The sequence below is a fragment of the Kaistella polysaccharea genome, assembly GCF_020410745.1.
Taxonomy (GTDB): domain Bacteria; phylum Bacteroidota; class Bacteroidia; order Flavobacteriales; family Weeksellaceae; genus Kaistella; species Kaistella polysaccharea.
The window spans coordinates 725,849-741,463 of sequence record NZ_CP084528.1 but is presented as its reverse complement, the minus strand read 5'-3'; the positions used below and the strand labels follow the sequence as shown (position 1 = coordinate 741,463).

The 15,615-nt window shown below is 37.5% G+C and carries 14 protein-coding genes and 1 tRNA gene; 13 read left to right on the top strand and 2 right to left on the bottom strand.

The annotated features are described in order from the left end of the window. Positions 1-108 precede the first annotated feature (108 nt). Positions 109-1,449: a dihydrolipoamide acetyltransferase family protein gene (locus LC814_RS03260; protein WP_226064926.1), complete on the top strand. Its 1,341-nt coding sequence runs from the start codon at positions 109-111 to the stop codon at positions 1,447-1,449. A 223-nt stretch (positions 1,450-1,672) separates the two neighbouring features. Then, a complete protein-coding gene (locus tag LC814_RS03255) occupies positions 1,673-2,143 on the top strand; it encodes a GNAT family N-acetyltransferase (RefSeq protein WP_226064925.1) in 471 nt (156 codons plus the stop codon). Between the two features lie 74 nt (positions 2,144-2,217). Here the strand turns inward: LC814_RS03255 and LC814_RS03250 are convergent, their stop codons facing one another. After that, positions 2,218-2,667: an XrtF-associated fRMsr-like GAF protein gene (locus LC814_RS03250; RefSeq protein ID WP_226064924.1), complete on the bottom strand. Its 450-nt coding sequence runs from the start codon at positions 2,665-2,667 to the stop codon at positions 2,218-2,220. Positions 2,668-2,677: 10 nt separating this feature from the next. Further along, entirely contained in the window at positions 2,678-4,105 is a 1,428-nt protein-coding gene (locus LC814_RS03245; protein ID WP_375373403.1) for a TonB-dependent receptor, read from the bottom strand. A gap of 55 nt (positions 4,106-4,160) precedes the next feature. On the opposite strand from LC814_RS03245, the gene LC814_RS03240 reads away from it, so the two are divergent. From LC814_RS03240 to LC814_RS03195, 11 genes are all read left to right on the top strand, one after another. Beyond that, complete coding sequence (locus LC814_RS03240) at positions 4,161-4,925, top strand: MBL fold metallo-hydrolase (protein WP_226064922.1); 765 nt, start codon at positions 4,161-4,163, stop codon at positions 4,923-4,925. Positions 4,926-4,992: 67 nt separating this feature from the next. Then, positions 4,993-5,077 (top strand) — tRNA-Leu (locus tag LC814_RS03235). Between the two features lie 1,058 nt (positions 5,078-6,135). Beyond that, positions 6,136-6,795 carry a DUF3347 domain-containing protein gene (locus LC814_RS03230; protein ID WP_226064921.1) on the top strand — a complete coding sequence of 220 codons (660 nt, stop codon included), beginning with the start codon at positions 6,136-6,138 and terminating at the stop codon, positions 6,793-6,795. 12 nt (positions 6,796-6,807) lie between these two features. Continuing rightward, a complete protein-coding gene (locus LC814_RS12495) occupies positions 6,808-8,091 on the top strand; it encodes an efflux RND transporter permease subunit (protein WP_262903723.1) in 1,284 nt (427 codons plus the stop codon). Positions 8,092-8,093: 2 nt separating this feature from the next. Continuing rightward, on the top strand, positions 8,094-10,052 hold the full coding sequence (locus tag LC814_RS12490; RefSeq protein WP_262903722.1) for an efflux RND transporter permease subunit: 1,959 nt from the start codon (positions 8,094-8,096) through the stop codon (positions 10,050-10,052). Positions 10,053-10,071: 19 nt separating this feature from the next. Further along, positions 10,072-11,319 carry a TolC family protein gene (locus LC814_RS03220; protein WP_226064920.1) on the top strand — a complete coding sequence of 416 codons (1,248 nt, stop codon included), beginning with the start codon at positions 10,072-10,074 and terminating at the stop codon, positions 11,317-11,319. Next, a complete protein-coding gene (locus LC814_RS03215) occupies positions 11,316-12,554 on the top strand; it encodes a heavy metal-binding domain-containing protein (protein WP_226064919.1) in 1,239 nt (412 codons plus the stop codon). Before LC814_RS03220 ends, LC814_RS03215 begins: the two co-directional genes overlap by 4 nt. Before the next feature lie 17 nt (positions 12,555-12,571). Next, positions 12,572-13,768, top strand: a complete 1,197-nt coding sequence (locus LC814_RS03210) for an efflux RND transporter periplasmic adaptor subunit (RefSeq protein ID WP_226064918.1) — start codon at positions 12,572-12,574, stop codon at positions 13,766-13,768. A 30-nt stretch (positions 13,769-13,798) separates the two neighbouring features. Next, entirely contained in the window at positions 13,799-14,239 is a 441-nt protein-coding gene (locus tag LC814_RS03205) for a heme-binding domain-containing protein (RefSeq protein ID WP_226064917.1), read from the top strand. Positions 14,240-14,242: 3 nt separating this feature from the next. Then, positions 14,243-14,809 carry a helix-turn-helix domain-containing protein gene (locus LC814_RS03200; RefSeq protein ID WP_226064916.1) on the top strand — a complete coding sequence of 189 codons (567 nt, stop codon included), beginning with the start codon at positions 14,243-14,245 and terminating at the stop codon, positions 14,807-14,809. Between the two features lie 269 nt (positions 14,810-15,078). Then, on the top strand, positions 15,079-15,549 hold the full coding sequence (locus LC814_RS03195; protein ID WP_226064915.1) for a DUF3347 domain-containing protein: 471 nt from the start codon (positions 15,079-15,081) through the stop codon (positions 15,547-15,549). Positions 15,550-15,615 lie beyond the last annotated feature (66 nt).

Here is a 15,615-nt window from a genome sequence, read left to right as displayed (position 1 = left end):
TGTAAAAATAGAAAACATAATTATTGAAATAAAATCAAAAAAATGCCCTAAAAATTCATTTTTTCCTAATGGGAAAATTTTTTATCTTTGTGAAAATCGAAATATAAAATGGCAGAATATAAATTACTACTTCCATCGATGGGAGAGGGCGTGATGGAAGCGACGATTATCAGTTGGATGTTCAATGAAGGAGATTCCATAAAGGAAGATGACTCCGTTGTAGAAATTGCAACCGACAAAGTTGATTCCGATGTTCCGACTCCAGTTTCGGGGAAAATCATTAAGATCCTGAAACAGAAAGATGAAGTTGCAAAGATTGGTGAAGCAATCGCAATTTTAGAAGTTGCCGGCGCTGGTGATGCAGTGGCTGATCAACCTCAAGAACCAAAATCTGTGGAAGAAGTGAAAACTGAAATTCCAAATGTAGATTCCGACGTTGTAAAAGGTTTGGAAGCAGCAATGGAAAGTTCAAAAACTGCTACCGGTTTCGAAGGTTCCGATTTATACCTATCACCGTTAGTAAAATCAATCGCCCAAAACGAAAAAATTTCTGACAACGAATTGCAATCTATTAAAGGAAGCGGTTTAGACGGAAGAATTACCAAAGAAGATATATTATCATTCGTAGCCAACAGAACTGCTCCTGCAGCGCCACAAGTAGCCACAGCACAAGTTTCTATAGCAGCAACTCCGGCTCCACAAGTTGCGGCTCAGGTTTCTGCGCCCATGAAATTAAATGAGGGTGACGAAGTAATTCAAATGGATCGCGTTCGTAAAATCATCGCTGATGCAATGGTGAAGAGCAAACACACTTCGCCACATGTTACGTCGTTCATCGAATCTGACGTTACCAATGTAGTAAGATGGAGAACGAAACACAAAGATATTTTCGAAAAGAGAGAAGGCGAGAAATTGACGTACATGCCGATTTTTGTTCACGCAATTGTGAAAGCAATTCAGGACTTCCCGATGATCAACGTTTCTGTAGATGGTGATAAAATCATCAAAAAGAAAAACATCAATATCGGAATGGCAACGGCACTTCCAGACGGAAATCTAATTGTTCCTGTTATTAAAAATGCAGATCAACTTTCCCTTTCCGGCTTGGCAAAAGCGATCAACGATTTGGCCTACCGCGCACGTAATAAAAAATTGAGACCTGAAGATACGCAAGGTGCAACTTACACGATTTCTAATGTTGGAGGCTTCGGAAACCTAATGGGTACACCGATTATTCCACAACCTCAAGTTGCGATTTTAGCCGTTGGTGCGATTGTGAAAAAACCTGCAGTTTTAGAAACGAAAGATGGCGACGTGATTGCAATCCGTAATTTGATGTTCATGTCACATTCTTACGATCACCGTGTTGTAGACGGCTCTTTGGGAGGAATGTTCCTGAAACACGTTCACGATTATCTTCAAAACTGGGATATGAATACTGAAATTTAATTTTCAGAAGACCAAAATATAAAACTAAACCTTTGAGAATTTCTCAAAGGTTTTTTTATGGAGCTTAATCCCGCTTTCACTACTCGCTTTTTTTCGCCAGCGCCTTTGCCAACACCGAAAAAAAAGAGCTCAAACAGGCCGTTCAATCGGGGCTAGTTACTACCAAGTTTCAATAGAAAATTCTTTGAAAATAAGTAACTTTGATTTCTAAAATTTAAAAAAAATGTTCACCATTAGAAAAGCAACACCAGAAGACACACCAATAATTTTTGATCTTATTAAAAAACTCGCCGTTTACGAAAAAATGGAAGATGAAGTGGTGACTTCGGTAGAGGAACTTCAGGAAAATATATTTGTAAAAAAATTCGCACACGTCATCATTGGCGAAGAAGATGGAATTCCAGCTGGATTTGCCTTGTATTTCTATAATTTTTCAACGTTTGTAGGAAAACCAGGTTTGTATTTAGAAGACCTTTATGTAGAGCCAGAGCACCGCGGAAAAGGATATGGCAAAACTTTACTCATCGAACTGACAAAAATTGCAAAAGCAGAAAACTGTGGCAGAATGGAGTGGTCGGTTCTCAACTGGAATCAACCCGCCATCGACTTCTATGAATCTCTTCAAGCAAAACCAATGAATGGATGGACGGTTTACCGTTTAGATAAAAAAGGAATTGCTGATTTGGCAGGATAAAAAAACTCCTAATAAAAACAAAAAGTGTGGACTTACTATAAATCCACACTTTTTTTATTTCAAATCAAATTTGATTACATAATCTTAGCAACTTCGTCACACAACCATTCTAACATCTCACGATCTGCATCAGTAAATGGATCTACTTTGTGAGAGTCGATATCAATTTGTCCAAGATTTTGCCCATCTTTCATAATAGGAACTACTATTTCAGCTTTCGTGTCGATTGAACAACTTAAGTAATTGTCTTGCTCATGAACATCCGGAACTACAAAGGTTTCATTAGACACAGCAACCTGACCACAAATTCCTTTTCCGTAAGGAATAATTGTATGATCGGTAGGAGCACCAACGTAAGGTCCTAAAATCAATTCTTCTTTGTCGCCGTTTTTAAAGTAAAATCCGGTCCAGTTAAAGTAGGAGATTTCTTGGTCGAGTAGATGACAAACCTTTTGAAGTTTCTCTTCTGTATTATCTTTTGGACTTTCTAATATAATCGAAAGACGTTTTTTAATTTCTGACATTGTATTTTATTTAAATAAATTCTTTTAGTTTTAATTCTTCTTTATAACCGAACATTCCACGCTCTTTTATCAATTCTGCAACGCCTTCCGGAACTTCTTTTTCCCACCCAGAAACGTGATTCGCAATTTTTTCTAAAATAACACGGGAGTATATTTCCGAATAATCCGGATTATAATCTTTGATATCGACGATTCGATTATTGTGTTTAAAATATTTATACAATTCTTTCAAACTGTCAGCAACCTTTAGATTATCGGCAGTTAACAATTCATGAGTTTCCGGATCTTTGTACGGGTAAAGATAAACGCGCATATCTTTCCGGAAGAACTTTCCGAACGCTTCCAATATGCCACCTGACAAATTTTTATAGTAGTTTTCATCGAAGACATCCAAAAGGTTGTTAACTCCCATCGCAACGCCGATTTTGCCGTTCGTGTACGTGGCAAAGTAATCGATAAGACGGTAATATTCAGAAAAATTGGAGATGATTACAGTGTATCCAAGTTTCCCTAAAACATCAACGCGGTCCAGGAAATCACGCTCATCGATATCACCAGCAGCACGAAGATTGGAAATTGTAATTTCAAATAATACTTCAGTTTCGTCGGTACTGCATTGCCAATCCTTATTGAACATTTCTAAACCTTTTAAAAACATATCAATATTAACCAACGTCACAGGTCGAAAACTTCCCCGAACAGCAAAAATATTCTTTCTGTATAAAATATCTGCGGGCAACATATTATTGCCTTCAGAATTAAAAATCACAGCATCGGTCATCCCGTTTTTTACAAGTTGAAGACTCATCAAGCGGTTATCAACATAATTAAACGCAGGTCCGCTGAAGTCGATCATATCAATTTCAAGGTTATCATTATTGATATCATCAAAGAGTGAATTGATCATCTTACGAGGATTATCGCTGTAATTAAAAGCACCGTAGATTAAATTTACACCAAGTCCACCTAATGTTTCCTGCTGTAAAGTCGCATCATTTTCATTAAATTTTACGTGAAGAACAATCTCGTTATAATCATCATTTTCATCAAGCTGAAACCGTAATCCGACCCAACCATGACCTTTCATCGTTTTGTCGAAATTAATGGTTGTTACCGTATTTGCGTAGGAAAAAAATTTGCGACCAGGACAAGTTTCGCGGGAAACACGTTCTTCTATTAAAGAAACCTCGTATCGCAACATCTTGCGCAACCGGTTTTGGGTAACGTATCTATTGCGTACTTCCTTTCCATATATAGCATCACTGAAGTCTTTGTCATAGGCAGACATCGCCTTCGCAATGGTTTGGGATGCTCCACCCGCCCGGAAAAAATGGCGAACTGTTTCCTGACCCGCACCAATTTCGGCAAATGTACCGTAAATGTGAGGGTCTAAATTGATCGCTAAAGCTTTCTGTTTAGGTGTTAATTTCTGGTGAATCACGGGCAAGTCTAATTTTTTGTAAATTTACCAAAATTAAACCAACCTCAAAAAAATGCAGTTGAAATTTTTAGGAACTGGAACTTCGCAAGGTGTTCCTGTAATAGGCTGCCATTGTGACGTTTGCAAATCTGCTGATCCGAAAGATCGGCGTTTTCGTTCCTCAGTTATTATCAGTACCGATTTAGGCAAGAAAATATTGATCGATTGCGGTCCAGATTTCCGTCTTCAGATGCTGCAAAACAAGGAAGAACAAATTGATGCAGTTTTACTTACACACGAGCATAATGATCATATCATAGGCCTCGATGATTTACGTCCCTTGATTTTTAAAAATAGAAAAAATATCGATATTTATTCCAGCAAAAGAGTAGGAGATGAAGTGAAAGAGCGTTTTCCTTATGCTTTTGCCGATGTGAAATATCCGGGAGCTCCATCCTTCAATCTGCATGAGATCACGAAATCTTTCACCTTGTTCGATGCCGAAGTCATTCCCATTGAAGTGATGCATTCTACTATTTCTATTTTTGGGTTTAAGTTTAAGAAGCTGGCGTATCTGACGGATGCAAGTTTTATTTCAGATGAGGAAAAAGAAAAACTCAAAAATTTGGATTACTTGATATTAAACTGCATTCGGAAAGAAGGACCTCATCCAGCACATTTTATTTTACCTGATGTAAAGCAATTATTTAAAGAATTGCAGCCAAAAAAAATGTTTCTCACGCACATATCTCACCACATGGATCTGCACGAGAAAACTGAAAGTGAACTTCCAGCGGGGATGCATTTGGCATATGATGGACTTACGATCGAATTTTAAAGATAAAATGCGTAAATTATTTTTCTCAGATAAAAAATAATTCTATATTTGCACACCAATTTAAAAAGCCCGGTTGGCGGAATTGGTAGACGCGCTAGACTCAAACTCTAGTATCGCAAGATGTGCCGGTTCGATTCCGGCACCGGGTACCAAAAACCTCTGTAATCGTTGATTATCAGAGGTTTTTTATTTTTAAGGGTGGCTAAAAGGGTGGCTGTTTTAGGATTTATTGTAATTTTTCTACTACTTTTAGGTAAAGAGCATATTAAAGTTTTTTTTGGTGATGCATTTGTAGAATTTTAAAAATAGAAGTGGATTCGTTTCTGAACCAATGTTCACTTATTTAATACCTGAATTAAATATTTTAAAATTATTGGATTGTATAACTTTATCTGCCTGGAGGAAGAAATAAAGAATCTTTTTAGTAATATCCCCTTGTTATAGCTTGTTTATTATTAACTTTGTAGTTCTATTGATCTTAAATGTTATTCAATTATTACAATAAAATATCATTTTTATTCGTATTGGGATTGTTCCTTGTGCCTGCATCTTCCTATGCTTGCTCCACTAATAGTAAAAAGATAGATAGTACTGAAAAAACAAATGTCAAATCTGAGGCTACATTTTCTAAAATAGATGATTCCTGCGAAAGTGGAAACTGTAAAGAAAAATGTTGTCATAAAGAATCTAACAATTGTACCCATAATAATTGTAATGGCAATTGCAATTCAACTTCAAGTACGGGTGGATTTACTTTTCTTAGTGATGTCCCGTTTTTTGAAATGAAAAATAACCTGTTTTTTTTAGTTCTAAAAAAAGATAATTTCTATTATTTAAATTCCCACTTTTCTGTCGGCTTTCATCCCATTTGGCAACCGCCAAAAATAGGATAAATATCCTTGTACAGCCGTTCTTATATTCTTTCGGGAACACCCTACTTTCTTCTCAGATTTTAGTATAGGAAGATATTCAAATATTTATTTTGATTGTCATTTTCATTATACTATTAAGAGTTATGAGAAGAAGCAATTCTTTATCAAAGGCTGTCATCAAAATCTCAAATCCATCTATCAAACTTTTAAATAGCTAATTCCCGTTTGCTTCACACAAGATTGTGTTTGCGATTAGGATAGGTAATTCGTAAAAATTTGTTAAATGGTCTATTCTATCCATCAATAACAGTAAAATTAATTTCTAAAAATCAATCAAAGTGAAAGCTCTATTTTCAACAGTATTCGCCGTTTCTGTACTTTTTCTTACTTCATGTAAAGAAAATAAAGAATCCAAGACTGAAACAATGATGTCGTCGGACATGCAAGGAATGAACCATAATAGTTCGGATAGTATGGAAATGCAAAACATGCAATCCATGGGAAATACCGAAATGACTGAAAGCAATACTCCCGTTCCAGTAACTAATGCACCTAAAAATTCAAAAACAGATTTTTCTAATCTGTATACTAATTATCAGCAGATGGCAGATGCTTTATCTTCAGATGATGATAAAAAAGCAGTGGCCGTCGCCACCAATATGTTGACTTCATTAAATAAAGTAGATAAAACCACCATTCCTGCCGACCAGAAAAAAGAGTATGCAGATCTCGAAGCAGACATTAAAGAGCATGCAGAACATATTAAAAGTAATGGAGGAAATATAGAACATCAGCGGGAGCATATGGATATGCTGAGCAAAGATTTTTATGACTTGGCAAAAACTTTTGGTACCGCGAAACCGGTCTATAAAATTTTCTGCCCAATGTATAACGACAACAAAGGTGCTTATTGGTTAAGTTCTTCTAAAGAGGTGAAGAATCCTTACTACGGTAAAGGAATGCTTACCTGTGGAGAAGTGCAGGAGGAAATTAAGTAAACTGTAAAAGATATGATTCAAAATTTAATAAGATTATCTCTTAAAAACCGATACTTTGTACTGCTGATTGCCGCAGGCTTGTTTATCTGGGGGATTTTTGCCGTCCGAAATAATCCGATTGATGCGATTCCTGATTTGAGTGAAAATCAGGTAATCGTCTTCACGGAATGGATGGGAAGAAGTCCGCAGATCATCGAGGATCAGGTTACTTTTCCTTTGGTCAGCAATCTACAAGGGATTCCAAAAATTAAAAACATTCGGGCGACTTCCATGTTTGGGATGAGTTTCGTCTATGTCATTTTCGATGATGACGTAGATATTTATTGGGCAAGAACCAGAGTTCTGGAACGGCTCAATTATGCACAAAGATTATTGCCGCAAGATGTAACCCCAACTCTGGGACCCGATGGAACTGGTGTTGGTCACGTTTATTGGTATCATTTAGACGCACCGAATATGGATCTGGGAGATCAGCGTGCGTTGCAGGATTGGTATATAAAATTTGCTTTGCAAACCGTTCCCGGCGTTGCAGAAGTCGCCTCTTTCGGGGGTTTCGAAAAGCAGTATCAACTCGTGATCGATCCGGTAAAATTGCAATATTACAATATTTCTTTACTGGACGTGATGAAGGCGGTGAAAACCAATAATAATGATGTCGGCGGCCGGAAATTCGAGATGGCAGATATGGCCTATATCATTCGTGGTCTTGGTTACATAAAAAATATTGAAGATATCGAAAGTATTGCCGTGGGCAATAATCAGGGTATTCCAGTTCGTGTGAAAGATGTTGCTTCCGTGCAAATGGGTGGTGATTTGCGGACTGGTATTTTTGATGTTGACGGCAAAGGTGAAGTAGTTGGTGGAATTATCGTCGCCCGCTACGGTGAGAATGCTGATAAAGTCATTAATAATGTTAAAGATAAAATGAAGGAGGTGGAAAAAGGTCTTCCGGAAGGAGTGACGCTAAAAACATCTTACGATCGAAGTACGCTAATAGAGGCAGCAATTGAAAATATAAAAACCAAACTGGTTGAAGAAATGATTGTAGTGGCAATTATTGTCATTGTTTTTCTTTTTCATTGGCGCAGTGCTTTGAGTATTATTATTCAAATTCCAATTACGATAGCCATTGCGTTTATTATACTCAATGCTTTTGGCCTTTCCTCCAACATCATGTCACTTACAGGAATTGCCTTAGCAATTGGGGTGATCGTAGATAACGGAATTATCATGTCTGAAAATGCCTACAAAAATCTGTCGGATTGGCAGAATCATAACCAAAACAAAAACTCCTAATCATGAAGACCGATTGGTTTAAAAATATATTCCGGAAGAAAAGCGAAAAGCCGGATCGTTATAAGAAAATCCCCGAAGATATTCGGATGAGCATTATTGAGAAATCGTGCAAACAGGTATCTAGAGGAGTCTTTTTTTCTACCGTAATTATTGTGGTTTCATTTCTCCCTGTATTTATGTTGACGGGACAAGAAGGAAAATTGTTCCATCCACTGGCTTATACGAAGACTTTCATCCTCATAGTTGATGCTTTTCTGGTTCTAACTTTGGCACCAGTGCTCATTTCTTTTTTTATGAAAGGAAAGTTTAAAGATGACAATACAAACCCTATTAATAGAGGTTTGGAAAGGTTTTACGAACCTTTGATCAGGTGGTGTATAAAGTGGCGAAAAACAACGTTGGGCATCAATATTCTTGTGCTTGCTATCAGCATTCCGATGATGTTAAATCTCGGTCGCGAGTTTATGCCGCCTTTAGATGAAGGTTCCATTCTGTTTATGCCGGTCACGCTGCCCGATATTTCGAATTCGGAAGCCAAAAGATTGTTGCAGGTTCAGGATAAAATTATTAAAAGCGTTCCCGAAGTTGATCATGTTTTAGGGAAAGCCGGTAGAGCAAATACCGCTACCGACAATTCTCCGATTTCGATGATCGAAACCATTATTCTATTGAAACCTCAAAATGAATGGCGCGATGGAACAACCAAAGAAGGCTTGATCAATGAACTGAATGCGAAACTTCAGATTCCTGGCGTAACGAATGGTTGGACAATGCCGATTGTCAACCGGATCAATATGCTTTCCACCGGAATTAGAACCGATGTCGGTGTGAAGGTTTATGGTGAAAATTTAGACAGTATTTATGCCTTGTCTCAGCAAATTAAAAATGAACTCGTCGGTGTTGATGGTATTAAAGATATTTATGTAGAACCGATCACCGGTGGTAAATACATCGATATTGAGGTAAAAAGAGATGAAATTGGCAGATATGGTTTAAGTGTAGATGACGTAAACGCTGTGATAGAAAGTGCTTTAGGCGGCATCAAACTCACCACAACCATTGAAGGCAGACAACGTTTTTCCGTGAATGCGCGTTACGGTCAGGATTTTCGGAATAATATAGAATCGCTCCGCAGATTGCCTTTACAAACCATGAAATTTGGGTCGATCCCTTTAAGTAATGTTGCAGATGTGAAGCTCTCCGAAGGTCCACCTATGATCAATTCAGAAAACGCCATGTTGCGTGGAGCTGTTTTATTTAATGTGCGTGACCGGGATTTAGGAAGTACCGTAGAAGAAGCCAAAAAAAGACTGGATAACAAAATGACCAAAATGCCAAAAGGATATTATGTGGAGTGGAGCGGTCAATACGAGAATCTCATCCGAGGTGAGCAAACATTGAAAATGATCATGCCGATCGTGCTGATCGTTATTTTTCTCTCCATGTATTTTGCCTTCAACTCGTATCGTGAAGCTTTTTTCAATCTGATCAGTATTCCGTTTGCCTTAATTGGCGGCGTCTTTATGATTTCGATTTGGGGTGTGAATCTTTCCGTCGCTGTTGCCGTAGGATTTATTGCACTGTTTGGTCTTGCTGTCGAAACGGGAATTGTAATGGTCATCTATCTAAACGATGCCATGGTGCAATTGGTTGCTGCGAAAGGGAATTCCCGGGAAACCATCACCAATGAAGATTTGCGTGAATACGTAATTTATGGTGCTGCTAAAAGGTTAAGACCAAAAATAATGACCGTTTGTGTAACTCTATTTGGATTAGTCCCGATTCTTTGGAGTCATGGAGTAGGAAGTGATATGATGAAACCAATTGTTTTACCAATGGTAGGTGGGGTTTTCACTTCTGCAATTCACATTCTTTTGGTAACGCCGATCATCTTTTTAATGCAGAAAGAATGGGAATTGAATAAACTGGGGAAAATAGATGTGCTTGATGCTTCCCATTAAAACGTTAATAATATTTAAAATGAAGAAAATAACACTCCTAATAATAATTGCAATTTTTTCCGGGAATTTGAGAGCACAGCAAATGTCTCTGTCTGAAATTTTAGACAGTATTGCCGCAAACAATCCGGTGGTAAAAATGTATGATGCAGAAGTGAGGTCATTGGATGCAGCTGCCAAAGGTTCCAGAAGTTGGGTGCCGCCGACGGTGGGTGCCGGTTTTTTAATGACTCCTTACAATGTTCAACGGTGGAGCAGAGATGGAGACATGCTCGGAATGGGATCTTTTGCAGTTTCGGTAGAACAGATGATGCCAAATAAAAAGAAACTGGATGCCAATGAAAATTTAATGCTTGCGATGTCGTCTGTAGAAAGAGAAAAATTAACTTACACTTTAAATGAAAATTTTCAGGATGCAAAAAAACTCTACTATGACTGGATCGTCCTGGACAAGAAAATAAAAGTCGTAAAGGATAATAAAAATATGCTCGACTTTATGATTCGGAATGCAGAAATTCGGTACAAAAACGGCCTCGGAAAAATTTCAGCCTACTACAAAGCTAAAGCAGCCCTCGGTTCAGCCGATAATATGCAACTCATGTATGATAATGATATCCGCGTAAAAAGAATTCGCCTGAATGCTTTGATGGGAAGAAACGCAATGGAAGAACTGGATGTACAACCTGATTTTACTTTAAACGACTATGAGATAGAACTTTTCGATCCAGAACTTTTTTATCAAAACAGAAGCGACCTTCGTGGTATTGACAAAGAAATTAATATCTCCAAATTGAAAAAGGATCTGGAAAAACAAAATGTGCGACCAGAATTCGGTGTCAAATTCGAAAATATGTTCGGATTTGGAGGAAAGCCTATGGAATTTACATTGATGTTAATGGCGAAGATTCCTTTAGTTCCGTGGGCTTCAAAAATGTACGACGCCAATATCGAAAGTCTACGGATCAAAGAAGAAGCACTGCTTGCCAAAAAAGCAGTGATGGTGAATGAATACAGCGGTCGAGGTTATGGTATGCGCAACGAATTGGAACTGAATAAAAAACAAATTCAATTGTATGAAAATACCATCATTCCGGCTTTGAAAAATAATTACAAATTAATGCAGTTAGGCTACGAGCAAAACACAGAGGATCTTTTCACGCTTTATGATGCCTGGGAAAAACTCAATATAACACAATTAGAATACTTTGATATTCTGACAAAAGCGCTCCAGGCTCAAACCGAATTAGACCGATTACTTGAAAGAAGATGAAAAAACTAATACTGTTCACGGTGATGCTGTTCACTTTATCAGCGTGTGAAAAATTAAAATTCTGGGAAGACTCGCATTCGCAAGCTTCGGAACTGCATACTTATACTTGCCCAATGCATCCTGAAATAATTTCGGATAAGCCTGGAAAATGCCCGAAATGCGGGATGGATCTGGTGCTGAAAGAGGTGCATGCAAAAAAAGCAGATGGCATTAAACTGGAAGATCTATTACAACCCACCAATAATTTTGTGGTTTCTCAGTTGCCCGTCATCCGTTTATCAAAGGAAAATGTCCCAACAATGGTAGAAGCTTTAGGAATTGTAGATTACGACACGCGTCAGATCGGAACTATTTCTTCCCGAATTGCCGGAAGGATCGAGAAATTGTATGTTCGTTACAAATTTCAAAGAGTTTCCAAAGGGCAGCGTATTTTAGATATTTACAGTCCGGAATTGCTTACAGCGCAGCAGAATCATTTATTTATTTTGAAAAATGACCGTTCAAACTCCATGATGATTAATGCCTCCCGACAAAAATTATTGCTTCTGGGAATGCCGTCTTCTCAGATTCAGAGCATCAGCAGAAAAGGTAAACCAGATCTGAGTGTTCCTGTCTTTAGCAATTACAGCGGATATATTCAATCAGCTGGAGGTATGGCGAACTCATCACAACCGAATGAAGTCATGAAGGCAAGTTTAGTTACTGCAGAATTGCCGCTGAAAGAAGGCATGTATCTTCAAAAAGGAGAAAATATTTTCACCGTGTACAATCCCAGCCGAAGTTGGGCGCTCCTCAATATTTTTGCAGAAGATATTGCTTTGGTAAGCAAAGGACAGTCTGTTACAGTTGTTCCGCAAAACGATCCTGCAAGTCGGTTTAAAGGTACTGTTGATTTTATTGAACCATTTTTCCGCCCCGGAAGCAAAACCGTAACGGCAAGAGTTTATTTTGATAATAGCGTCGGAAAAATACCGATCGGCACTCAGGTAAAAGCAGAAATTGCAAGTCATTCCAAAGTAGCCAGTTGGCTGCCAAAAACATCGGTGGTTTCTTTGGGTATGGATAAAGTTGTCTTTAAAAAAGCACCGGGCGGTTTTACTGCTCACAAAGTCGGAACTGGTGCTATTGTAAAAGATAAAATTGAAATTGTAAGTGGGTTAGAACCCGACGATGAGGTTGCAGAAAATGCCCAATATCTGATGGACAGCGAAAGTTTGATTAAAGTAAGTAAATAAATAAAAAAAGGAGAAAAATGAAATATAATATTTTAATAATGGTGCTTTTGGTTTTTCTTTTTTCCTGTAAAAAAGAAGAAGATCCACTCGCGAACCACGATATATATTACACTTGTTCAATGCATCCGCAAATTGTTGCAGATAAACCTGGGAAATGCCCAATTTGTCACATGGAATTGGTGCCTGTAGAAAAGAAAAAAAATGCAGATCCAAACGCACTTGTCCTGAATGATGAGCAGATAAAACTGGGCAATATAAAAACGATGAGTCTTTCTAATGATGACCTTTCCGACAAAATGACGCTCACCGGAACACTTAATTTCAACCAGTATAAAATGCATTCCGTCAGTTCCCGCGTGATGGGCAGAGTGGAAAAATTGTATTACAAAAATATCGGGGAATACGTTCCGAAAGGTTCGCCTTTAATAGAAATTTACAGTGAAGAACTGAATAATGCAAAACAGGAATATCTTTTGGCTTTGGAGCGGCAACCTCTCTTTAAAGGAAATACCTCCATCGATTTTGATCAGTTGCTCCAAAGTTCCCGCAATAAACTTTCGCTTTGGGGAATGTCTCAAGGACAGATCCGTCAATTAGAAAGAACCCGAAAAGCTCCGATTACCACAACGGTTTTCAGTACTGGAGCAGGTTATATCACTGATTTAAATATTTCAGAAGGTGCTTATCTTTCAGAAGGTGGAACAATATTAACGCTCGCTGATCTTTCTACACTTTGGGCGGAAGCGCAGGTTTATTCTTCCCAAATGGCACTAATCCATCGAGATACGAAAGTGATTGTTTCCATTCCCGATATGGATAATTTGAAAATTGAAGGAAAAATCGATTTTACCAATCCTGAAATAAATTCCGCCAGCAGAATAAATCTGGTGCGGGTTTCCATTCCCAATAAAGACAATTTGCTCAAACCCGGAATGCCGGTTTATGTTTTAGTAGAAAACGATTCCCGCAAAACGCTCACTCTGCCAACAGATGCGGTGATCCGCGATGGAAAAATGTCCACAGTATGGGTAAAAACTGCAAAAAACACCTTCGTCAATAGAATGGTAAAAACAGGCGTGGAAACGGACGACCGCATCGAAATTTTATCGGGTATAAAAGAAGATGATGAGATCGTGGTTTCAGGAACTTATCTGCTCAACAGCGAATATATTTTCCAAAAAGGCGCTGATCCGATGGCAGGTCATGAGATGTAGATGGTGTTACAGAATATAGAATATTAAAAAATGAAAAAACTTTTGATTATATTCATTTCAGCAGTCATTCTGTTTTTAGTCGTGCAGGTTATTCCTGTGCACAAAAATGAATCGCCAATTCCTGCAGATAAAAGTTTTGCAACTCAATTTAATGTTCCCAATAACGTCAACCGAATCCTGGAGAGATCCTGTTACGATTGTCACAGCAATCAGACCAAGTATCCTTGGTATGGAAACATTCAGCCTATTGCGTTGCTTTTAGAAAATCATATTTCGGAGGGGAAAATGAAACTTAATTTTGATAAATTTCAGGACTATGGCAAACGGAGAATGCGTACTAAATATACCGAAATAGTGAAACAGATCGAGCAAGACAAAATGCCCTTAACCTCTTATCTATGGCTTCATCCTGAGGCTCAACTTTCGGAGGCGGAGAAAAAATTATTGATACAATACTTTCAAATACAATAAAGGATGATAAAAAATTTCTACATAAAAAATATGGTTTGTGACCGATGCATCAAAGTCTTGCGTGAGGAGTTACAGAATTGTGGCATCGAAGTATTACACATCGAACTCGGGGAAATACAACTTTCTATGCTAAACCCTGAGGATGAAACAAACCTTCATTCAATTTTAGAAAAAAATGGATTTTCTCTTATAGAAAGTCCGGAAAAACAACTGGTAGAACAGATTAAAATAGAACTCATCAAACTTCTTGATGATTTGCCTTTAGAATTAAACCAAAACCTTTCTATTTATCTTGAAGATGTACTGCACACCGAATATTCTAAAATAAGCAAACTGTTTTCAACAACTGAAGGGGTAACGATTGAGAAATATTTCATTAAATTAAAAATTGAAAAAGTAAAGGAACTTATTCAAAATCAGGAATATAACTTTACGGAAATCAGTCAGTTGCTTAATTATAGCAATGTGAATTACCTGAGCAGACAATTCGCAAGTGAAACCGGAATGAGTTTAACTTTTTATAAATCAAATAACGCGAATAATAGAAATCCGTTAGACCGAATTATGTAGATTTAAACCAAAATTGTGACACAAAAAAAATCAAAGTCGCCGTATCATTACATCGTTATCAATGCTCTAGTTTCAGGATTAAGGAAGGTATAAACTAATCACAACGAAAGCCTTTTTAAATCTAGGAAAACAGTCTTTTTAACAAACCTTCTAATCTTAATACTTGCTAATGTATTTGAGACGAAGGAAGTGAAATGGAAAATGATGACAAAGATGAAATTAGACTATTCAAACCTTATTATATTAAAAACAATTTAAATTTTATTACAATGAAAAAATTAATATTCACAGCCCTATTTTCAGTATTTACCGTTTTAAATTTGTCGGCTCAAAAAAGCGATGCTGCAGTTTCTAAACTTTATGAAAACTATTTGGGAATTAAAACTGCCTTGGCTACAGACAATTCAGATGCAGCCTCGAAAGCCGCTGATACTTTTATTAAATCGGCCTCGATGGTGGATTACAAAGTTTTATCTGAAGGGAATCTGGATGTTTTGCGAAAAGACGCAACTAAAATCGCAGAAAGCCGCAGCATCGAAACCCAGAGAGAATCCTTCAATGGTCTTTCAAACAATATTATAGCATTAACGAAACAATTTAAAATGGCCGACAAATCTGTTTTCGTTCAGTATTGTCCCATGGCAGATTCGTCGTGGTTAAGTGCTGAAAAAGAAATTAGAAATCCTTACTACGGTGCCTCCATGTTGAAATGTGGTAGCGTGAAATCAGAAATTAAGTAAACTGATAATCTTATGGTACGTCGAGGTTACCTGAATACGGTAATCTTAAGTGAAACTAAATTTTAT